This is a genomic window from uncultured Sanguibacteroides sp. (genome assembly GCF_900543425.1).
In the GTDB taxonomy this organism is placed as follows: Bacteria; Bacteroidota; Bacteroidia; order Bacteroidales; family Marinifilaceae; genus Gabonibacter.
Window position 1 is genome coordinate 49,846 of the sequence record NZ_UQRQ01000014.1, and the last position, 20,547, is coordinate 70,392.

Consider the following 20,547-nt stretch of genomic DNA (forward strand, 5'->3'; position numbering starts at 1 on the left):
GAACATGAACAAAGCTCTACTTTTCAAAGAATGGATTAAAACCCGTTGGGTATTATTTCTTTTATTAACGGTCTTTATGCTGGCCATGGGATATATTGCCCTACGCCTGAACAGCGCCGTCCGAAACGTGGGAATGGCTCATTTATGGGAAGTTTTCATCATTAAAAACGTAGTACTATTGAATCAATTGAAATACTTCCCTTTATTGGCAGGTATCGCTATCGGTTTAGCCCAATATATTCCGGAAATAGTAAAAAAACGCTTGAAACTGACACTACATCTGCCTTTAAGTGAAAACCGGATACTTTTTGTCATGTTAGGATACGGCCTAAGTACATTATTCATCCTGTTTCTTATCTCCTACCTTTTGTTTTTGTCGGGATTATCCTTTCATTTTCCGGAAGAGATAGTATGGGCATGGATCGGAACCGTTTTACCGCAAATTCTGGGCGGATTTGCCGCTTATCTGCTGACGGCCTGGATCGTTCTTGAGCCCACGTGGGAAAGACGGTTGGAAAATACGGTTATCGGCTTGTTACTGCTTTCTCTGTTTCTTATAGAAGAGAGTTCCTGGGCCTATCTGTATCTGTTCCCATTCCTGACAGGGAGTCTGGTTATTCTATTTTTTCTCCCTCGGATTTCGATCGGGCGTTTTAAAACCGGTTTACAATAAAATACCATAATAACACGACATGAAAATAAAACTCATTTATATCGGACTATGTATCGTTCTTCTATCATGGATCATTCCCGCTCTATTCCAGATTGCAACCGATTCTGTCTCCCGCTATCCGTTTACCTATTACAGTTCCGTTATCCACAAATTCTGTTTTCTCGATATGGAAAACAATCAGGTAAGAGGGCGGGATACTGACGGAAACATTTACTCTGATAAAGAGTTCGACAGGGTTCTTCCGCTCTTTTACTATCGGCAATTAGCCATGGATAAGGCATTACCCGACTCCATCGAAGGGGTAGCCATCGACATACCCACTATTTCCCGGAATACCTTTTTCTTCCGGTACAGACCTAAAGATATTCATACCCCGATCATCGCATTGTATCCCATGTTCGAATCCTTTTCCGGCAAGGTAAATATCGAAAACCCGGATGATATGTTCCGCCTGAAAAACAGAATAGAATTTATTGATATGAAGAGCAACCGGGTAAACAAAGAGAAATCGGATCATTTCCAACAAGCCCTGGAAAAAAACGGCTTCGTGTTTCCTGCCCGCTGGGTAAGCGGGATTCCGAGCAATCGAAAAAATTACGATGAAGGATACTTCGTACTGGATCATCAAAATCACCTCTTCCATATCAAAATGGTAAACGGAAAACCTTTTGTAAAAGACACCAAAGCAGGAGACTCCATGCAGGTACTGGCGATGCTTCCAATAGACGTGGAAAATCGAAGTATGTACGGATTCTTGTTCGACACGAACCACAATTTCTATTACCTTTCAACGGATCAGTATCGATTGGTTAAAGTCTTGGAGGACGTGAACCCGCAACAAGACCGGATATCCATTATGGCCAATCCACTCTATTGGAACGTAGTCAAGGAGACGAAGGAAGGAGAATCCGTATACGCCTTAAGAAACCAGACAATGGAGCAAGTGGATCATCTGTTCCGTCCGGCTACCCTATCTACCTGGGATAAGATTCATTCTTATCTCTTTCCGTTTACCATTCAGTTTCAACAAAGCGATTCAGCCTATATTTATCCCCGTTTCTCCACTTATCATTTCGAAGCATTGGGTTTAAACATCATCTTGGCCGCTTTATTGCTGGCAGGCTATCGCAAACGAATCTCCAAATGGAAATACGGATACGCCGGAATCGTTCTCGTCACGGGAATTGCCGGATTCATCACGATAACTTTATTTAATAACGAAAAAGAATAATGTTTCATTTAATAAATCATACTATGGTAAAAACAATCACTATTTTAATTTTGGCAGGAACTCTTTTTTATTCTTTAACCTCCTGCAAAGAAGGTCAAAAAACAAAAAAAGAGACGACAACCGTACAAACTAAAACAAGCCTGAATGTAGATAGTCTGCTGCAAGTGGCAGAACACAAAGTAAACGATACGATCGTCTTGCAGGGAAAAGTAAAACATACCTGTAGCAACTCCGGGCGTCGTTGTTTCATTACTAACCCGAGCGGAGAAACAACCCTCCGGGTAGAAGCCTCCGGTAATATCAAAGGCTTTAATAAAGAGTTGGTCGGCTCGGAAATACAAGTCACCGGAATCGTAAAAGAACAACGTCTCTCCCAAGAATACATCGACAATTGGGAAAAAAAGATCAAGGAAAGAGAAGAAGAGGGAGAACATTGTGATTCGGAAAACAATAACATTACCCAGATGCGGGAATGGATGAAAAAAAACAATAAAGATTTCTACTCCATCTATTATCTGCAGGGCATAGACTACGAAATCGTAAAATAAGTCTATATAATTAGGTGATTAAGTGATTTAGAGATTGGGTAATTATTATTATAATTACTTCATCACGAAATCACTTAATCGTCAATCAACAATTCATTCTTTCCAGTTTCTTTCCAGAATAATTCACTACTTTTGTTCAAAATAATAGAGGTCACTATGAAAATCTTGATTATTGAAGACGAAGAGAATTTACGGGAAGTCATGACAAAATCTTTGGAAAAAGAGCGCTTTGTCGTGGAACAGGCTCCAGATTTCCATTCCGCCTTACTAAAAATCAATGATTATGATTACGACTGCATATTGCTCGACATCATGCTGCCGGATGGGAATGGACTTACTTTACTCGAAGAGCTAAAGAAAAACAAAAAAAGAGAAAGCGTTATTATCATATCGGCAAAGGATTCCATCGAAGATAAAGTTACCGGATTGGATCTCGGAGCCGATGACTATTTAGCCAAACCTTTCCATCTGGCAGAACTCAATGCGCGGGTTAAATCGGTTATCCGTCGCAATCAACAAGACGGGAACATAGGTATAGAACTGGAAAATCTAAGCGTATACCCCGATCAACACACCGTTCAGGTTAATGGTACGGAACTAACTTTAAACCGGAAAGAGTTCGATTTGCTCTACTATTTCGTAACCAATCCCGGTCGGCTAATCAACAAAACGACTTTAGCCGAATCCGTATGGGGTGACCGTATCGATCAGGCAGATAGCCTTGATTTTATCTATTCACAGGTGAAAAACCTACGCAAGAAAATGAAAAATGCCGGAGCAATTCCCGAAATAAAAGCTATTTACGGTTTCGGTTACAAGTTAATCTCTCACCCGGAAGAACTATGAAATTACTTCATCACACGCTCGCTCGTCTCTCGGTCTTACTGATCGTAATCCTTTCCATATGGGCTTATCTGTTTTATTTGAATATTTTGGATGAAATCATGGATGAAACAGACGATACGCTTGAGAACACAAAGGAACTGATCATCAAACAATCCCTTCGGAACGGGATTGTGACTGGCGAACGCAAAGATGTAATGACCCATTATTCCATTCGGGAAATATCCAAAAAGGAAGCTCAAAACTACAAGGAACGTTATTTCGATTCCACCCGGTTTTACGAAGTGGAACTCGAAGACGACCCGGTAAGAGTACTCCAAACCTCTTTTAAATCCAAGGACGATCGTTATTACGAACTGACAATCATGATCTCGACCCTGGAACAGGACGATATGATCGAAGCCATAATTCAATGGATCATTATTCTATATGCCACCTTATTAATCACCATTCTTATCGTCACGGAGATCGTTTTTCGCAAGAGCTTACGTCCTCTCCACAAATTACTGAAGTGGTTGGATACCTTCACATTGGGTACAAACTGTAAACCTTTAGACAATCCGACTAAAATCAAAGAATTTAAACAATTGAACGCGACCATCGAAAAGATGGCCCGTCGAAATGAAGAACTCTATGCACAGCAAAGGCAGTTCATTGAAAATGCCTCTCATGAACTACAAACCCCATTGGCCATCTGTCAGAATAAATTAGAGCTGTTGGCAGAAAAAACAGAAGGCAACGAGGAGATGTTGCAAGAGATAGAGGAAATACAAAAAAATATCGGACGAAGTGTAAAGTTAAACAAATCGCTTTTATTACTCTCCCGTATCGAAAACGGACAATTCCATGACGAGAAAGAGGTCCGTTTTAACCCCTTGATTCGAGATATGATAGAAGATTTTTCCGAAATATACGCGAGTAAATCTATCCGGACAAATGTAAACGAAGAGGCTGAGCTAATCCGTCCCATGAACGAATCATTAGCAACTACACTCATCACCAATATGTTAAAAAACGCATTTCTGCATTCTCCAGAAAAAAGCGAAATAACAATTCGTATAACCGATAACAGTATATTGTTTACCAACGAAGATGCCGAAGGGCCCTTAGATCAGGAAAAGATTTTTAAACGATTTTATTCCGGACATAAAAAGAGTGAATCTACCGGACTGGGTTTGTCCATCATAAAATCCATAGCTACACTTTACCGGATTCAAGTTTCGTATCAATACGACGGAAAACATCATTTTAAATTACAATGGATCCGATAATATCATAGAAGAAATAAAAACTACCGTTTATCTCAAAAAAATTTCACAAAAGGCCGTTTTTCCCAAATCTTTCCCAAATTCAGTCGTTTTTTTGTATCAAAATTAAAAGCAAAAGATATGAAAAAAATTACTGCATTTCTCATTTGTATCATATGGTTTACCGGAGCCTATGCCTACAATGATAAAATAATAAACGACACAAGTGCCCTTCCGGTAAAAGCTCGAAATTTCATAAAGGAACATTTCCCAGAATCCGATATTTCACACATGGAAGAAGAGGACGGGATCTGGTTATGGAAAACCTATGAGGTTATTTTAACGGACGGTTTTGATTTGGAATTCGATTACAAAGGAAGGTGGACGGAGGTAGATTGTCAAAGACAACCCGTTCCCGTCAATATCATTCCGAAAAAAATATACCAGTACGTAAAAACAAATTTTAAAGACCAGACAATCGTTTCCATAAAAAAAGAGGACAAAGGATATGAGATTCAGCTACGTAACGGACTGGAACTGAAGTTTGATAAAAATGAAAAATTTCTACGTTTCGATGATTAAAATAAATAGTAAACAAATCACTAAATAATTGTATTATGAAAACAAGACACATTTTTTTATTTATCCTATTGGTCACATCACTAAGCTCTATGAGCTGTGATAAAGACGACGATAACAAATACCAACCCAATGCGGAAGTGGTTAATACCTTTACCTCTAAATACCCCGATGCACAACACGTCGAATGGGAAATGAAAAACAATTACAATGTCGCCGAATTCCGGAATAACGGAATCAAAACCGAAACTTGGATCGACGCCTCCGGCAAATGGTACATGACAGAAAGCGACATTTCGTTCGAGGCCCTACCGGATGCAGTAAAAACAAGCTTCAATGCCAGCGAATATGCCCAATGGAGAAGAGAAGATATCGACAAAGTGGAAAGAGTTGATATGGGAACCATTTACGTGATAGAAGTGGAACAGGGAAATCAGGAGATGGATCTCTATTATACGGAAGACGGAAATTTATTTAAAGCCATACCAGATAACGATTCCGATAATTACATGCCGACCACTCTTCCCGAAGAGATAAAAAACTTTATCAGTCAAAAATACAAAAATGCCTCCATCATCGATACGGAGATCGAACTCGGCTTCATTGAAGTGGAAATATGGGACAATAACCGGAAAAAAGAGGTATTATTTACCCCTAAGGACAATAAATGGCATCTAACTACTTGGGAACTCCGGGGAAATGAAGTACCGGCTAACATTTTAAATCTGATACATTCCCAATACGCCGGCTATAGAATAGATGATATCGATTACGAAGAGAGAGCAAACGGGACAAATGTTTATCTTTTCGAACTGGAAAAAGGACAACAGGAAATTTATGTCTCCATCGATACCAACGGAAATATCCTATAAAAAGATTTAGTGATTAGGTGATATAATGATTGGGTGATTCTTTTAATCTCTTAATCACCTAATCACTAAATCACAGAATCCTACTGTTTTTTCTCGTACAGTTTTACCTCCACAGGATCGTTCTTCACCTTGACCTTTTTTTCGTAACCTTTCCCTTCGTCGTCCCAATACTTCAAAGTATACTCTTTGTCCTTTTCAACTATAAACTCTAACACATCGTTCATATCTTGGGTAGGAGCAGCCGTTCGTCCTCCGCCGATCTGATCCGGACCGCAAAAAATATCGATATTGGTGGCAATCCTGTCTTCTGAATTTTGCGAACACCGGGCATTCTTAAACATCATGACCCTCATCGTCACATGATTACCGTCCGACAATTGTTTATCGGCTACTTTCTTGTAGATATCCAAATAACGTTGAGTCACGTTCCACGCCGGAACATACGTGATATTCTCGTCCCAAACCAACGGAAAACTCTCACCCGTGGGCTTAAAAGAAGAAGCAAAAATAGCATGTCCCCGATCCCCCGGATCGGCTTTACCCGCATCCGCCAGAAACCACGAACGATTCAATTCGTTCGGATAATATTCCGTGAAATACCATTCTCCGTCTATCCAAACCTCACACCAATTGTGATTACCGCGATCATCATGCCAATTAGGGGTTCCGGCAATACGGGAAGGAATACCGACTGCTCGAAAAGCATCCGTCAACAAAATGGAGAGCCCGCTACAGGAAGCCATTCCCTGGCGCATCGATTCGGAAGGATTTTGGTCCGGTTTTTCCCGGTTCGTATTGTAATCGACCTTTACCTCGTCCCGGATGTGTTTATTAACGGCCCATATGGCCTCTTTCAATGTCTTGCAATTCTCCACGTACGGAGTAAAACGATTGTAAAAACCGGAACGCCAATCATCTCGTTCTTCGTTCAAACAGGCATAAGGCAACACCTCGTTCAAAAAAATAGAATCAGGCACACTCTTCGCCCACTCGAAACGATTCCTTGCCTTATAAGCTAACTCCACGTTATTCAAAAGGAATTTCCCTTTCATAGAGAGTAAATCCCGCTTCGGCATATAAGCAATTAAAAAGGCTACACCCTCTTTCATTTCCGGGGAAGCTTGTTTTAATGCCCATGCTAATTCGCCCCGGTTTGAATCGGCTTTCACCAACGCCTCGTCCAATAAGGCGTGATATTTTTCAGGAACACCGTCATATTTGCTGCAAGCGACACACACGCAACAGAGTATTATCCATAATGCTCCTTTCATCTCAATACTGCTTGTTACTGAAATATTTCATAAACTGGGCTCTTTCGTACAAATCCGGATTCTCTATGGATGAATAAGACAATTGTCCCCTATACTCTTCCACCGCATGGAACCCCTTGGATTCCATCCATTCCGATACGAATTGATTCATCTCCCCGATCACCGAAAGTCCTTTTTCGTAAAGTACGGAACAAAGTTGTACGCTGGTAGCTCCGGCCAATAACATTTTAACCACAGCCTCTCCACTATGTACTCCCGTGGAAGCCGAGATCTCCAATTGTTTATCTTTTCCGGCTAAGATTCCGGTCCATCTTAAAGTCGTTCTGAGTTCGCTCGCCGTACTAAACACGGAAGCCGCCCCCATCGTCATCGTATTTATATTGATATCCGGTTCGTAAAAACGGTTGAACATCGTTACGGCATTCGCCCCGTAAGCTTTTAACTTATCTACGAAAGCCGACAGGTTAGTAAAATAATGACTGATTTTCACCGATACCGGTATCTTTATCTGCTTCTTAATGGATTTCACAATATCGAAATAAATATTTTCAACCTCAGCACTCTCCGTGAACTCATTGACAGGCAAAATAAAGACATTCAATTCCAAAGCATCCGCACCGGCCAACTCTAACTGATGAGCAAAAGAAACCCACTCTCCCCCGCTAAAGCAATTGACACTCGCTATTACCGGAATCTTCAAACGACTTTTGGCCGTACGGACTAACTCCACATATTTTTGGATCGTATTGGAGCGGATATAGGCCTTAATATAATCTTCCGCTTCGGGATAGGCATCTCCCATTCCGTAACCGGACTTAAATATACCCACGCTCTCCTCATTAATCTGTTCCTCGAAAATGGATTTTAAAATAACGGCCCCGACTCCCGCTTTCTCCATCTCTACCATTTTTTCTATATCCGAAGTCAAACCGCAACTACCGGCAATAATAGGGCTTACCAAATCCAAACCCATGTATTTTGTCTTTAAATTTGCCATATGAACAATATTTAGTTAATAACGTAATTTATTTCTCTCAATTCCGATATCCGAATATGAAACTCCCCACTCTTACCATGGTGCTCCCCTCTTCTACGGCTATCGGATAATCCCCGGACATTCCCATGGACAACTCCTTAAATGCCGGATCATGGGCAAAATAGTTCTGTCTCAAACCATCGAAAATCGTTTTCAAATGATGAAACTCTTTCCGAACTTGTTCCCTATCCTCCGTGAAAGTAGCCATACCCATCACGCCCACGATATGTATGTTTTTCATCCGCCCGTAGATCTCACTCTCCAATAACTCTTTTGCCTCCGCCTCATTCAGACCGAATTTTGTCTCCTCTTCCGCAATGTGGAACTGCAACAGACAGGGGATCACCCGTCCGTTCTTCTCCCCCTCCTTATTGATGGTATCCAATAACCTTAAACTCTCCACCCCATGGATCATGGCTACAAAAGGAGCTACATACTTCACTTTATTGGTCTGCAAATGACCGATCAAATGCCACTCTATATCTTTGGGAAGCGCCTCGTATTTCTCTACTAACTCCTGTACCCGATTTTCTCCGAATACACGCTGTCCTGCTTTATAAGCCTCCTCTATCGCCTCTATTGGTTTTGTTTTGGAAACTGCAATCAATTTTACCTGTTGAGGTAAGTTATTCAATACCTGCTCCAAATGCTCACTAATATCACTCATCTCATTTCAATTATACATTCCAAACGAACTATGAATTCACAAATATAGCGTAAAAAGATCATAATTTGTTATCGACTATCGACAAAATATAAGACGTATTCGGATTATTTCAGGGATTTGTACTACTTTTGAAACACAAAATCCAAAACAGGAGTTGAGTATGTGCAGGTATTTTATCGAATTAGCTTACAACGGGAGCGAGTACAACGGCTGGCAAATACAACCGAATGCCCCTTCTGTCCAAGAAGACTTAAACCGGGCCCTTTCACTTCTCCTCGGTCAGAAGATTAATGTAACGGGAGCCGGAAGAACGGATACCGGAGTACATGCTTCCTTCTTCGTGGCTCATTTCGATAGCTTCACGCTTATAGAGGACACCTTGACTCTTACCGACAAATTGAATCGTTTTCTAAATAAAAACATTGCCATTAAGCGAATTTATCCGGTAAAAGAGGAAGCTCATGCCCGTTTCTCTGCCCTTTCCCGCACCTATAAATATTATATCGATAAGGTAAAAAACCCTTTTACTTATCCGTTCACGTTTCGTGTTCGTCCTTTACCGGATATGCAACGCATGAACGAAGCCTGTCGGATTCTATTCGAATACGACGATTTTACCAGTTTCTCGAAACTCCATACCGACGTAAAGACCAATAATTGCCGAATCATGGAGGCTTACTGGAAAGAAGAAGGTCATCAATTGGTGTTTACCATAAAAGCCGACCGTTTTCTTCGTAATATGGTCCGGGCCATTGTCGGTACCTTGTTGCAGGTCGGGCAACATAAAATAACGCCGGAACAGTTTCGCCGGATCATCGAATCCCGGGATAGGGGGAATGCCGGAACATCCGTTCCGGGAAATGCCCTCTTCCTTTGTGACATAGAGTATCCCGATTACTTAAAATGCTAAAACAAAATTTTATGAAAAACACCATAACACTCTTTCGGACTTTATTGTTGATTCTATGTTTTTCCTTCCCGGTCACGGCTTCAGCCGAGAAAATCGTTCTCTCCAAGGAGGCAACCATCAGCATATTGACTTGTGCCCCGGGAAATGAACTCTACTCCCTGTTCGGGCACACCGGCATCCGAGTAATAGACAATATTAACCAGATTGATGTTGTATTTAATTACGGGACGTTCGACTTTGACACCCAGGGTTTCTATCTGAAATTCGCCCGGGGATTACTCCCGTATCAGCTCTCTGTCAGCAATTATTACGGTCCTTACGGTTTTCTCAGTTCTTACAATAAACAAAAAAGAAGCATCTATTCTCAAACTCTTGATCTCGATTCCATACAGAAACAAAAGTTGATGGATCTTCTGATAGAAAATTACGAACCGCAAAACCGTTCCTACTTATACAATTTTCTGTATGACAATTGTTCCACACGTGTCCGGGATATCATAGAAAAAAGCCTGAACAACGAGATCACCTGGAGTACACAGGAACAAGACAAGAGCTTCTGGAACCTTTTGGACGAATACCTGCGGCGTTCACCCTGGACACAATGGGGAATCCATACCATCCTCGGCTCCCCGGCCAATACCGATGCCACGAACCGGGAACAGATGTTTCTACCCGACTACCTGATGTACGCTCTCGACTCGGCGTATCATCCCAACGGAGAACGTCTGGCCCAGCCGATAGAAATCCTTTATCAAGCACCGGAACAGGATCATTCGACCCCTTGGTTCTTATCTCCTTTTTTTGTCTTTTTCATCGGCATGGGAATATTGATTTTCATCTTTCAGAAAACCAAAAGTATTTGCCTTGTCAAAGGTATATCCATACTCTTTTTCATAGCAACCGGATTAATCGGATGTTTGATTGTCTTTTTGGGTTTCTTCACGAAGCACCCCACCACTTTCCCAAACTTCAACATCCTATGGGCAAATCCACTAAACTTGGTTGTCGCCTTTTTTATAGCCCGGAAACATATTTCCTGGTTAGTTAGCAAATACCTATTGATTTATTTAGGAATCCTTGTTATCGGATTGATCAGCTGGTTCTTCCTGACCCCGGCAGTTCTCCCTTCAACGCTGTTTATCATTATCTGGATGATCTACCTGACCGTTCACACCCGCTATCTCAGAACCCGAATATAATTTTCTTAAAACACCCCTTGCAAATCCGAATAAAACCTCTATATTTGCACCCGCAACAAAAGCTGGTGCCATAGCTCAGTCGGTAGAGCAAAGGACTGAAAATCCTTGTGTCCCCGGTTCGATTCCTGGTGGCACCACAAAAGTAGAAGAGCGATTTGAAAAACGTTTGAATTATTAAAATTCAAACGTTTTTCTTTTCACTCCGTCACGGTTGAGGAGGGCATGGACAGAGCTCCGATATTTTCTTCTTCAGGTTATCTACATTCACCGGTTTGGGTAAGCAACCATTAAATCCGTTGGATAATATTCTTCGCATATCTTCGGGATAGGCAAAAGCCGTTACGGCGACGATAGGTATGTCGGGTGATAACTTTCGGATGGCGGCCGTAGCCTCATAACCATCCATTTCCGGCATTTTGATATCCATCAGAATCATACAAGGATGATACATCTGGAACATCTCCACGGCTTCACGCCCGTTCCAAGCATGCACTAATGCATAATGCTTTTTGAGCATTACTTCAAAGAGTTTATAATTAGCGGGATCGTCCTCGGCTATGAGAAGAGTCGCCTGCTCGGATGTTCTAAAAGCTGGCTGCGGAAAAGGTTCTTGAGTTTTAGTAAGATTAGCCGATCTGGTAATACATTCAGACGGCAACAAAAACCAGAATGTAGATCCCTGTCCTTCAGCCGAGTATACTCCGATCTCTCCTCCCAATCGTTCGATAATGCTTTTGCTGATTGCAAGACCTAACCCCGTACCCTTTACCTTGGCATCGAGTTTAATAAAGCGTTCAAAAACACTATCCAACTTGTCAGATGAAATACCACAACCGGTATCCTCCACGTAGAAATACCACCGACCGTCAGGATGCTTTCGGTATCCGAAATGAATATGCCCCTGCTGGGTAAATTTAGCTGCATTATTAATGAAATTATGCAACACCTGTAAAAGACGTCCCCGATCGGTATAAATAATACAACCGGGCTCTTTATACGTACAAACTACCTCTACAGCCGGATTAGTTATCTTCATGCGGCTCGTCTGTTCCAACTCTTCCATCAGCGTATTCAAATCATGATTGGCAAATGTAAATTCCAATGTTCCTGCCTCGATCTTCGACAGGTCGAGAATATCGCCAATAAGTTGCAACAATAGGGCATTGTTGTTTTGAATGATACTAAGGTATTCCTTTTTTTCCTCCTCTTCTTCCGTTTGGGCCAATAATTCCGAAAAGCCCACGATCGCATTCAGGGGCGTACGGATCTCATGGCTCATGTTAGCCAGAAAGGCACTTTTAAGCGTATTGCTCCGTTCGGCCTGTTCCTTGGCTTCGAATAGAGATCTTTCCATACGTTTCTGGGCCGTAACCACACGTGCAGATCCTATTAACACTAAAGGTTTTCCATCTATATCGTATTTTGGGCTACTACTCTGGACTTCCACCCATTCATATTCCCTATCATTATACCAATGAATGGGATAAACGTCGTGAAATTCAGAGATATGCCCTTCAATCAGATCCATGAACAAATCGATCGAATTACGGATGAATACGAGATAAATATTCATCGACAGAAAGGGTATAATTCCCTTGCTCATCAGGCCCTTGAGCACTCTCATGGTGATAAATGTCATAGTCGCAGGTTAAGGTGGCAGCTTTCAGATCCCCACTCCACGGAATAACCTGCGCAATCCCCAATACAGAAGAGAGCGTAACATTTTTGAGATCCAAGTCCTCTTTAGCCTGCCGTAAAGCCAGCTCCGTTTCTTTTTGCTCGGTAATCCGCTGAGCCGAACCTATCAGCTGCACGGGCCGTCCGTCTGCCCCGCGACGAGCGATGCTACTCTGAACCTGTACCCACTCCCATTCTCGGTTGTTGAACCAATGCACGAGATAGACTTCATGAAATTCCTCCCGTTCTCCTTTAGCCAATTCGTCAATCATACGAACAGCATCCTCTCGATAATCAGGATGAATACCGGCAAAATAGTGTTTCATAGGAATGACGTAACGCCCCTGTTCATCGGGTCCATTGGCATTCTCAGGATGATAAGCATTATAGTCACAATAAAATATGTCATTTATAAGGTCACACCCCCAAGGAATAACTTTTGCCAGACTTAATACAGAAGAGAGAACCATATTCTTATGTGCCAGTTCATCTTTCGTATGCAAAAGCGATACTTGGGTCTCTTTTAATTCAGAAATATCAAGGGCGCTACTCAAGAGCAACTTCTCGTCTCCGAAAGTAAACAGAGTTCGCGTGACAACGAAAGTATGTTCCCTATTGTCATTAGCCATGTATTTTTCAATACCTTGATACTGTTTTTCCGGTCCTTGTAGCAACTGTCGATCGATCTGCCGAATCCTATATGCCTTTTCCATAGGCATAAAAAGCTCTTCGGTACCTCCAATCATTTCCCCGGCCGAACGCCCGAACAGCTCAGCTTTTTTACTCCAGTAGACATAACGTTCGGTATCCATGCTCTTGACCGAAATAGGAATAGGAATATTATCCAACACTTCAGCAAAAAAATGATGCAAGTGCTCCGATTCTATCGGGATAACAGACTTTTCATCTATAGTACGGATATGAACCAATACCTGATCCGTTTCCAGATAAAAAAGAGATGTTTCATAAAAATACATTTTTCCATCCGCTTTCCCTTTATGCCGGAAAACAAACTTACGAGACTGTCGGGTCCGAATGACAAAATCCCAATGGTCTAATCCGATACCGATCGTATTTTTCACATTGTCTTCCGTTATACAACGTCCGATAAAAGCCTCCGGATGATCGGACATCAATTCGGTCTTAGGATGAAAAATATCCAAAATTGTAGCGTTTGGGTCACAAAGAACGAACATATCCGGCATAACATCGAATATGGGACCGTATAGGTCGGCTATTTTAGGTGAGTTGTTCATATTTTTGATAATTAATTTTTTTCCTATGGTTCCAACGGTAACTTAATGGTAAAACGGGAACCCTTTTTCAAAAGAGAGGATACGGAGATCGTACCGCCCAGTCGTTCGGTAATGATTTTACAGATCGAAAGCCCTAATCCCGCACCCTGCATAAAGGAATCTACTTTATAAAACCGTTCGAAAATCTTTTCAGAATTTTCAATCGAAATGCCCCGACCGGTATCAGCAACGAATAATCGCACGGCCTTACCATCGCTGGAAAGAGTATAGCCCAAGTCGATATGCCCCTTTGCAGTAAACTTTACTGCATTGCCAATCAGGTGTTCTACCACTTGTCGCAGGCGCAACGAATCGGTAATAATCCGTATGTCTTCCGAGGGCAATAACAGATTAAATTCTACGCCAACAGGTATAGCATACCTTTGATTAAGGTGAATATCCGAAAGAAGTTTACCGAGCGAATGTTCTGCAAAGCTGTACTCCATAGCACCCGTTTCGATACGGGAAAGATCGAGAATATCGGAAACAAGCGTGAGCAGGTGATCACAATTCTTACTGATCAGCATCGCATACTCTTTAGCATCTTCGCTATTGGTATCAACTTCACCTCCGGTAAGTAAGTTTGAAAAACCAACAATAGCGTTAAGAGGCGTACGGAGTTCATGACTCATATTGGCCAAAAAAGCACTTTTCAGCCTATCGCTCTGTTCGGCCTTATTCTTGGCTATAGTCAGAGTCTCCTCGATATCCTTATGGGCCTGTGTACTCATACAGATACCCACGATACGATAAGGCATGCCTTTAACTTGACCGAGATAGGTAGACTGCCCCTCAAACCATTCGTAACGATTGTCACCACGGCGTAGCCGGAAAGGAACGGGATAAGGATAATGTTCACCGCTAAAATGCAGCGTCAGGGCATGGGCCATCGAATCCCGGTCGTCGGGATGTATTCTTTCGGAGAAAGCTTCAAGCGTCATCGTATAATCCTTTGTAGGAATACCGGTATAATCGAAATAACGAGGATCGATAATCATAGTAGCGCGTTCAAAATCATAGAACCACGGAAAAATCTTGGTCGACCCTAAAGCCATCTTAATCATGTACTCCTGCGTCATTTCGTCCACAACATTACGGAAAGAGAACAAAAACCTTCCACAATCCAGACGAGAAATACAACCGGTAGCAAAAAACATGATCTTGTTGTCTTTCATGCCCATTAAGGAATCCTGCGGTAACGCAACCTGTTCCGTTTTCACATCATTAAAACGAGAGATAAGTTCCGGCAAGATATTGTCGTTACGATACATAATAGTAATCAAATCAAAAAGCTTCTGTCCTTCGATATCTTCACCAAGATGCAGATCCTTCCGGGCCATATTGTTGGCCCGAAAAATCGTCCCGTCGGTATCGAAAAAAATCACGCTTGTCTGCAGAGCGTTCAGCAGACGATCAGAGAGAAATCCTTCGCTAACGCAATGGATCTCATCACTTTTACGATTTGAGTTTAAGTGTTTTAAAGCAGTACACATCGATATCTTGTTTTAATGTCTCTATTACGCATTACCAACATTTCGCCCGTTCAATCAAGGAAAACAGGCAAAAATCAGCCGTCAAATTTTGCAGATATAGCTTTACTCGGCGAATTTAAATAATAAACCATATTTCTGTCCCATTCGGGCAATTATTGCCTGCAATTAGTGAGAATATGACAGTTTTTTAAAGAGAAATCATTATTTTTGTATACACTAAAATAGGATGAAGAATACATCGTACTAATGAATCGGGAAATAAAATCAAATACCCATATTTTCGAATCGAAAAAAGACAAGGAATTTGGTATATACACGAACCTTGCCGACTTACCGCTATCGGAATGCCCTGCTTATCTGAAAGAGAGTATCGGAGCCATATGCATATCGGGAACGATATCCATACAGGTGTTCGATACCAAGTTCAAGATCGTACCCGGAATGGTCGTAACCTTGCTTCCCTGGCAACTCGTATCCATCAAAGAGGTCAGTAAAGACTTTCAAATCATGTTTTTCCGGATATCATTGACCATGTTTACCGATAGTTTGAGTAGTCTGTGGAGACTCAGACCGGGATTCTTTTTTTACATGCGCAAACATATTGCTTCCAAACCTGAAACAGATAATATTCAGCGTTTTATAAATTATTGTGACCTTTTAACTTATTGGGCTGAAAATGCACCTCAAAACTGTCGCCGGGAAACGATTATGCAACTTTTACGAGTATATTACTGGACCGTTTACGCTATTTATATCAACGATCCCACAGAAAAGAATACCAAATATACGCGGAAAGAGGAATATGCTTTCCAATTCATGCGCCTGATCATCGAAGAGCATTCCCCGAGTATGGATGTAGTACACTATGCCGATAAACTGGGGATATCTCCCAAATACCTGACGAACATAATTAAGAGCTTCAGCGGCCAATCCGCCCACGATTGGATTGTCTATTATACACTTCTCGAGATCAAAGCTCTGTTGCGGGAATCGTCTATGGACTTAAAATCGATTGCAGCCCGTGTCAATTTTCCCGATCAGTCGACGCTAAGTCGCTTTTTCCGCCATTACACGGGTATGACACCCTCAAAATATAGAGAAAAAATTCATTTTTGACCAAGACCCGCAAACAGATGTTTCCCGTTAACAATTTCAAATTGCAAATCATCTCACTATTTTTCACATGATCGATACTTGGGAAAACCAAAATGCACAAGTAGATTAAGCTGTTAATTTTATTTAAGATTAATTCCGAACTTATTCCTCTACCTTTGTTTTGTATAAAAAAACCGTTTGGAGCAAACACAAAAGATATCATTCATAATTTACGATATGAAATCAACCGATATGACCAGAGAAGAGTTATGGGCAAAACAACATTTATCAACTTCGGATATCGATTACGATATTTGGGAACGGGATAAAAGTATTCTCCGCCAAATGTCGAGATTAAACCGAAACTGCACCTTTGTAGTTGACGTTTTCAAATGCAGATACGCCTTTGCCTCCTCTAATTTTGTCGATTTATTAGGATACGACAACCATAAAATCGCTACGCTGGAACAGCAAGGCGACTATTTAGAATCACGTATTCACCCCGACGATTTGGCACAATTAAAAACGTTACAAGTCCAACTGGGTAAATTTATTTATAGTTTACCTATCGAACAAAGAAATAATTATTGCAACATATATGGTTTTCGGGTGCGCAACTCAAGACAAAAATACGTGCGTGTCGTCAGCAAGCATCAGGTTTTAGAACAAGCCCGTAATGGAAAAGCTTGGCTCATCTTGGGTAATATGGACCTCGCTCCAGACCAGAACAAATCCGATCAGGTGGATTGTACCGTACTTAACCTTAAAAACGGAGAGATGTTTTCTCCGTCTATACTAACGACACCTTCTGTTCACTTAACTCAAAGGGAAATCGAAATATTACGATTAATCCAAAGAGGATTTCTAAGTAAAGAGATCGCAAACAAACTCGGCATCAGTATCCACACAGTTAATATTCATCGCCAAAACCTACTCCGCAAACTGGGGGTACAACACTCCATTGAAGCCATTAACGCAGGTCTGGAGTTAGGCCTACTTCATTAACCTAAATACAGTACCAAACCACTCCTTTATGGCATCCACTCCACAACACCTGTAACTGGATGTGATTTTCTCCATTGTTCAAATTCCGCATAATTTCGAACTCCGTATTGAAGAACTGCCTGATAATATTCCACCCCCATAATCTTCTCCGTCTCCGGAGTTTCGTATTTTAATCTCAAGATCAACCGTCTGGTCTTATCGGTCAAAACAGCGGAAATACGTTCGGCAACTTGCTCGAAATATCCGTCATACCGAGAACCTTTCAGGATATGAATCATATCGATCTGCCAGAGTTCATTTTCGGCATCCTCATACCAAGCGTGCCACTCTACACAAGCTTCCACGGTATGTAATAGATTAATACACTCTATTTTTCGGATAGAAGTATTTTCCGCCAATCGAGACATAGCCTTAAAACTGTCGGACAAAACCAACGGCGAAGAATAAATATGAAAATCGATATCCCGGTGCTTCATTAGCAATCCCATGCTCAAAGACCCCACCAAATTGACATGTGCACCGATACTTTCCCATACCGGAACAACACGAATAGTTTCTATGATTTCCCAAGCTTTCTGTTGGTTGCGTCTTGCAATATCGAGAATATCCATCTTTCTTTATTTGAGTGAGCGACAAAAATAGAAAAAAGAGCGAAAATATAGCTATAAATAACTATTCAATACCTGATTAAGTCGAATTAACTTTGCCTTCCTTCAAATCATCACAATATAATAACGAAAGTTTTATGGTATTCAACGAAACAGAAAAACAGGAAAAAGAGTATTTGCGGCAGGTTATAAGCATTATAATGAATACGATAAACAACACGGATAAGTCTATCAAAGAACAGGTAAATACATTGCAGGAGTACAAAGACTACCTATGGTCCAATAAAGACATCGACCCGCACGAGATTCGCTCCATGAGAGAGAGTATTTTAAATCACTTCGCCTTAGGTGAAAGCGTAATTGACAAACACAAACGATTGGCCAAAATACTGGACATCCCCTATTTCGGACGAATAGACTTTACAGCAAAAAAGAATAGCAATATGATTACCCCCATTTACATCGGAATACATACATTCTATGACCCCAATAAAAAAATGAATTTAATTTATGACTGGAGGGCTCCTATTTCAAGTCTGTTTTACGACCATGAGTTAGGAGAAGCCGCTTATTCCTCTCCTACCGGTGAGGTTAACGGAAATATTTTGCTTAAACGACAATACCGTATCCGCAAAGGCAGGATGGAATATATGATCGAAAGTTCCCTGACCGTTCACGATGACATTTTACAACGAGAACTGAGTTCCAACACCGACGATAAAATGAAGAGTATCGTTATGACGATTCAACGGGAGCAAAACCGGATTATCCGTAACAACGAGACAGATGTACTCATCATACAGGGAGTTGCCGGATCGGGTAAAACCTCCATAGCCTTACATCGTATCGCTTATTTGCTCTATACTTTGAAAGGAAATATCTCTTCAAAAGAGATTCTGATTATCTCACCCAACAAGGTTTTTGCCGATTATATCTCCAACGTACTTCCGGAACTCGGCGAAGAGAACGTACCCGAAACCGGAATGGAACAGATTCTTTCAGGAATACTGGATCATAAATACAAATACCAAAATTCTTTTGAACAGGTAACAGAACTGCTCGAGAAGCCTGAACCGGAGTTCATCGAACGGATACGATACAAGGCTTCGTTCGATTTTATCTCACACCTCGATCAGTTTATTCTTTACCTGGAGAATCACTATTTTAAAGCGACAGACATAAAACTAACCAAACAGGTTACGGTTCCGGCCGAATTTATTGAAGAACAATTCAGACGTTTCAACCGCTTCCCCATACGCCAACGCTTTGAGGTTATGACTGATTATATACTGGAAAGAATACACGTCAAATACAATCTTACGATTGCAACCGCCGAAAAAAATCGATTAAAAAAGGAGATAGGAAAGATGTTTACCGGAAATAAAGACATTCAGGTCTATCAAGAATTTTTTAAATGGATTGGAAAGCCTGAAATGTTTAAAACACTTAAAAACAACAGATTAGAATACGCAGATTTAGCTCCCCTGGCTTACCTGCACATGGCTTTGTCTGGAAATACTCCCCGGTTTCGAGTCAAACATCTTTTAATCGACGAAATGCAAGATTATACCCCGATACAGTACAAGGTTATCCAGAAACTTTACCCCTGCCGGAAAACTGTCCTGGGAGATGCGAATCAATCCATCAATCCCTACGGTTCGTCAACAGCCGACATAATCATGAAGGCATTGGTAAAAGGAAAAATCATGAAACTCTGTAAAAGTTATCGGTCAACTTTTGAAATCACAAATTTCGCCCAAAAAATTCTAATGAATAAAGAATCACAACCCGTTATACGACACGGGAAACAACCTGATGTTCTTCAATTTAAAAACACGGAAGATGAAATTTCCGGCATAACCTATCTGATCTCTTCCTTCAAAGAATCCGGATATAAATCATTCGGAATTATCTGTAAAACGGAATCACAGGCAAAAGAGGTAACGGAAAAACTTCAAGCCCATATCGATGATATCTACTTCCTATCCAATCGAAGTTCAGCTTTCGTAAAGGGTATAATCATTACTTCGGCTCATATGGCGAAAGGATTGGAATTTGATGAGGTCGTCGTTCCCCAGGCAAATCATATAAATTATCACTCTGAAATAGAAAGAAGTATGCTTTACGTGGCCGTAACAAGAGCAATACATAAATTATCATTAACCTACTGCGGGAAACAGAGTGAACTCATTCCATCATCCCCGAAGCCATAACAAGACCTGAATATAATTATGGTATTTCTCTATACATAAAAGAAAAAAGTCGCAGAACAGATAATCACTCGTAAAAAACAGTAGA

19 protein-coding genes and 1 tRNA gene are annotated in these 20,547 nt (G+C 41.1%); 13 read left to right on the top strand and 7 right to left on the bottom strand.

The window, feature by feature from the left end; translation table 11 throughout:
• The first annotated feature begins 4 nt into the window (after window positions 1-4).
• From QZR76_RS09165 to QZR76_RS09195, 7 genes are all read left to right on the top strand, one after another.
• Window positions 5-673 (top strand): hypothetical protein, encoded by a 669-nt coding sequence (locus tag QZR76_RS09165; RefSeq protein ID WP_294142455.1) that lies wholly within the window; start codon window positions 5-7, stop codon window positions 671-673.
• A gap of 19 nt (window positions 674-692) precedes the next feature.
• Window positions 693-1,904, top strand: a complete 1,212-nt coding sequence (locus QZR76_RS09170; protein ID WP_294142456.1) for a DUF4857 domain-containing protein — start codon at window positions 693-695, stop codon at window positions 1,902-1,904.
• 23 nt (window positions 1,905-1,927) lie between these two features.
• Window positions 1,928-2,452, top strand: a complete 525-nt coding sequence (locus tag QZR76_RS09175) for a hypothetical protein (RefSeq protein ID WP_294142457.1) — start codon at window positions 1,928-1,930, stop codon at window positions 2,450-2,452.
• Window positions 2,453-2,608: 156 nt separating this feature from the next.
• Window positions 2,609-3,298: a response regulator transcription factor gene (locus tag QZR76_RS09180; protein ID WP_294142458.1), complete on the top strand. Its 690-nt coding sequence runs from the start codon at window positions 2,609-2,611 to the stop codon at window positions 3,296-3,298.
• Window positions 3,295-4,566 (top strand): HAMP domain-containing sensor histidine kinase, encoded by a 1,272-nt coding sequence (locus tag QZR76_RS09185; RefSeq protein ID WP_294142459.1) that lies wholly within the window; start codon window positions 3,295-3,297, stop codon window positions 4,564-4,566. The genes QZR76_RS09180 and QZR76_RS09185 overlap by 4 nt, the downstream gene beginning before the upstream one ends.
• A 117-nt stretch (window positions 4,567-4,683) precedes the next feature.
• Complete coding sequence (locus QZR76_RS09190) at window positions 4,684-5,124, top strand: PepSY-like domain-containing protein (RefSeq protein ID WP_294142461.1); 441 nt, start codon at window positions 4,684-4,686, stop codon at window positions 5,122-5,124.
• A gap of 35 nt (window positions 5,125-5,159) precedes the next feature.
• Window positions 5,160-5,993 carry a PepSY-like domain-containing protein gene (locus QZR76_RS09195; RefSeq protein WP_294142463.1) on the top strand — a complete coding sequence of 278 codons (834 nt, stop codon included), beginning with the start codon at window positions 5,160-5,162 and terminating at the stop codon, window positions 5,991-5,993.
• A gap of 80 nt (window positions 5,994-6,073) precedes the next feature.
• Here QZR76_RS09195 and QZR76_RS09200 read toward each other — a convergent pair whose 3' ends face one another.
• The 3 genes from QZR76_RS09200 to QZR76_RS09210 are packed head-to-tail and all read right to left on the bottom strand — an operon-like array spanning window position 6,074 to window position 8,967.
• The gene (locus tag QZR76_RS09200) at window positions 6,074-7,264 is read right to left on the bottom strand and encodes a transglutaminase-like domain-containing protein (protein WP_294142465.1); all 1,191 of its coding nucleotides are present in this window, start codon (window positions 7,262-7,264) and stop codon (window positions 6,074-6,076) included.
• Between the two features lies 1 nt (window position 7,265).
• Window positions 7,266-8,261 carry a dihydroorotate dehydrogenase-like protein gene (locus QZR76_RS09205; RefSeq protein ID WP_294142466.1) on the bottom strand — a complete coding sequence of 332 codons (996 nt, stop codon included), beginning with the start codon at window positions 8,259-8,261 and terminating at the stop codon, window positions 7,266-7,268.
• A gap of 37 nt (window positions 8,262-8,298) precedes the next feature.
• Window positions 8,299-8,967 carry a YggS family pyridoxal phosphate-dependent enzyme gene (locus QZR76_RS09210; RefSeq protein WP_294142468.1) on the bottom strand — a complete coding sequence of 223 codons (669 nt, stop codon included), beginning with the start codon at window positions 8,965-8,967 and terminating at the stop codon, window positions 8,299-8,301.
• Window positions 8,968-9,127: 160 nt separating this feature from the next.
• Here QZR76_RS09210 and truA point away from each other — a divergent pair, with 160 nt between their 5' ends.
• The 3 genes from truA (at window position 9,128) to QZR76_RS09225 (ending at window position 11,213) form a co-directional block, all read left to right on the top strand.
• A complete protein-coding gene (truA, locus tag QZR76_RS09215; RefSeq protein ID WP_294142470.1) occupies window positions 9,128-9,877 on the top strand; it encodes a tRNA pseudouridine(38-40) synthase TruA in 750 nt (249 codons plus the stop codon).
• Window positions 9,878-9,888: 11 nt separating this feature from the next.
• On the top strand, window positions 9,889-11,076 hold the full coding sequence (locus tag QZR76_RS09220; RefSeq protein WP_294142472.1) for a DUF4105 domain-containing protein: 1,188 nt from the start codon (window positions 9,889-9,891) through the stop codon (window positions 11,074-11,076).
• Between the two features lie 64 nt (window positions 11,077-11,140).
• Window positions 11,141-11,213, top strand: a tRNA-Phe gene (locus QZR76_RS09225).
• A 68-nt stretch (window positions 11,214-11,281) separates the two neighbouring features.
• On the opposite strand, the gene QZR76_RS09230 is transcribed toward QZR76_RS09225, so the two are convergent.
• From QZR76_RS09230 to QZR76_RS09240, 3 genes are read right to left on the bottom strand one after another with little or no spacing between them, the layout of a single operon-like run.
• Complete coding sequence (locus QZR76_RS09230) at window positions 11,282-12,700, bottom strand: ATP-binding protein (protein ID WP_294142474.1); 1,419 nt, start codon at window positions 12,698-12,700, stop codon at window positions 11,282-11,284.
• Window positions 12,621-14,009, bottom strand: a complete 1,389-nt coding sequence (locus QZR76_RS09235) for a PAS domain-containing protein (RefSeq protein ID WP_294142476.1) — start codon at window positions 14,007-14,009, stop codon at window positions 12,621-12,623. The genes QZR76_RS09230 and QZR76_RS09235 overlap by 80 nt, the downstream gene beginning before the upstream one ends.
• A gap of 23 nt (window positions 14,010-14,032) precedes the next feature.
• Window positions 14,033-15,541, bottom strand: coding sequence for a PAS domain-containing sensor histidine kinase (locus tag QZR76_RS09240; RefSeq protein WP_294142478.1), 1,509 nt, complete (start codon window positions 15,539-15,541; stop codon window positions 14,033-14,035).
• Window positions 15,542-15,787: 246 nt separating this feature from the next.
• Between QZR76_RS09240 and QZR76_RS09245 the strand changes: the two genes are divergently transcribed.
• The gene (locus QZR76_RS09245) at window positions 15,788-16,657 is read left to right on the top strand and encodes a helix-turn-helix domain-containing protein (protein ID WP_294142480.1); all 870 of its coding nucleotides are present in this window, start codon (window positions 15,788-15,790) and stop codon (window positions 16,655-16,657) included.
• Between the two features lie 216 nt (window positions 16,658-16,873).
• The gene (locus tag QZR76_RS09250; RefSeq protein ID WP_294142482.1) at window positions 16,874-17,641 is read left to right on the top strand and encodes a LuxR C-terminal-related transcriptional regulator; all 768 of its coding nucleotides are present in this window, start codon (window positions 16,874-16,876) and stop codon (window positions 17,639-17,641) included.
• Between the two features lie 26 nt (window positions 17,642-17,667).
• Here QZR76_RS09250 and QZR76_RS09255 read toward each other — a convergent pair whose 3' ends face one another.
• The gene (locus QZR76_RS09255) at window positions 17,668-18,252 is read right to left on the bottom strand and encodes a phosphoglycerate mutase family protein (protein ID WP_294142484.1); all 585 of its coding nucleotides are present in this window, start codon (window positions 18,250-18,252) and stop codon (window positions 17,668-17,670) included.
• Between the two features lie 134 nt (window positions 18,253-18,386).
• On the opposite strand from QZR76_RS09255, the gene QZR76_RS09260 reads away from it, so the two are divergent.
• On the top strand, window positions 18,387-20,462 hold the full coding sequence (locus QZR76_RS09260) for a UvrD-helicase domain-containing protein (RefSeq protein WP_294142486.1): 2,076 nt from the start codon (window positions 18,387-18,389) through the stop codon (window positions 20,460-20,462).
• Window positions 20,463-20,547: the final 85 nt, after the last annotated feature.

What these genes read in the sequence shown, in the direction of transcription:
- QZR76_RS09165 (WP_294142455.1), top strand. Translation starts at nt 5, where the DNA reads ATGAACAAAGCTCTACTTTTCAAAGAATGGATTAAAACCCGTTGGGTA.
- QZR76_RS09170 (WP_294142456.1), top strand. Translation starts at nt 693, where the DNA reads ATGAAAATAAAACTCATTTATATCGGACTATGTATCGTTCTTCTATCA.
- QZR76_RS09175 (WP_294142457.1), top strand. Translation starts at nt 1,928, where the DNA reads ATGGTAAAAACAATCACTATTTTAATTTTGGCAGGAACTCTTTTTTAT.
- QZR76_RS09180 (WP_294142458.1), top strand. Translation starts at nt 2,609, where the DNA reads ATGAAAATCTTGATTATTGAAGACGAAGAGAATTTACGGGAAGTCATG.
- QZR76_RS09185 (WP_294142459.1), top strand. Translation starts at nt 3,295, where the DNA reads ATGAAATTACTTCATCACACGCTCGCTCGTCTCTCGGTCTTACTGATC.
- QZR76_RS09190 (WP_294142461.1), top strand. Translation starts at nt 4,684, where the DNA reads ATGAAAAAAATTACTGCATTTCTCATTTGTATCATATGGTTTACCGGA.
- QZR76_RS09195 (WP_294142463.1), top strand. Translation starts at nt 5,160, where the DNA reads ATGAAAACAAGACACATTTTTTTATTTATCCTATTGGTCACATCACTA.
- QZR76_RS09200 (WP_294142465.1), bottom strand. Translation starts at nt 7,264, where the DNA reads ATGAAAGGAGCATTATGGATAATACTCTGTTGCGTGTGTGTCGCTTGC.
- QZR76_RS09205 (WP_294142466.1), bottom strand. Translation starts at nt 8,261, where the DNA reads ATGGCAAATTTAAAGACAAAATACATGGGTTTGGATTTGGTAAGCCCT.
- QZR76_RS09210 (WP_294142468.1), bottom strand. Translation starts at nt 8,967, where the DNA reads ATGAGTGATATTAGTGAGCATTTGGAGCAGGTATTGAATAACTTACCT.
- truA (WP_294142470.1), top strand. Translation starts at nt 9,128, where the DNA reads ATGTGCAGGTATTTTATCGAATTAGCTTACAACGGGAGCGAGTACAAC.
- QZR76_RS09220 (WP_294142472.1), top strand. Translation starts at nt 9,889, where the DNA reads ATGAAAAACACCATAACACTCTTTCGGACTTTATTGTTGATTCTATGT.
- QZR76_RS09230 (WP_294142474.1), bottom strand. Translation starts at nt 12,700, where the DNA reads ATGAGAGTGCTCAAGGGCCTGATGAGCAAGGGAATTATACCCTTTCTG.
- QZR76_RS09235 (WP_294142476.1), bottom strand. Translation starts at nt 14,009, where the DNA reads ATGAACAACTCACCTAAAATAGCCGACCTATACGGTCCCATATTCGAT.
- QZR76_RS09240 (WP_294142478.1), bottom strand. Translation starts at nt 15,541, where the DNA reads ATGTGTACTGCTTTAAAACACTTAAACTCAAATCGTAAAAGTGATGAG.
- QZR76_RS09245 (WP_294142480.1), top strand. Translation starts at nt 15,788, where the DNA reads ATGAATCGGGAAATAAAATCAAATACCCATATTTTCGAATCGAAAAAA.
- QZR76_RS09250 (WP_294142482.1), top strand. Translation starts at nt 16,874, where the DNA reads ATGAAATCAACCGATATGACCAGAGAAGAGTTATGGGCAAAACAACAT.
- QZR76_RS09255 (WP_294142484.1), bottom strand. Translation starts at nt 18,252, where the DNA reads ATGGATATTCTCGATATTGCAAGACGCAACCAACAGAAAGCTTGGGAA.
- QZR76_RS09260 (WP_294142486.1), top strand. Translation starts at nt 18,387, where the DNA reads ATGGTATTCAACGAAACAGAAAAACAGGAAAAAGAGTATTTGCGGCAG.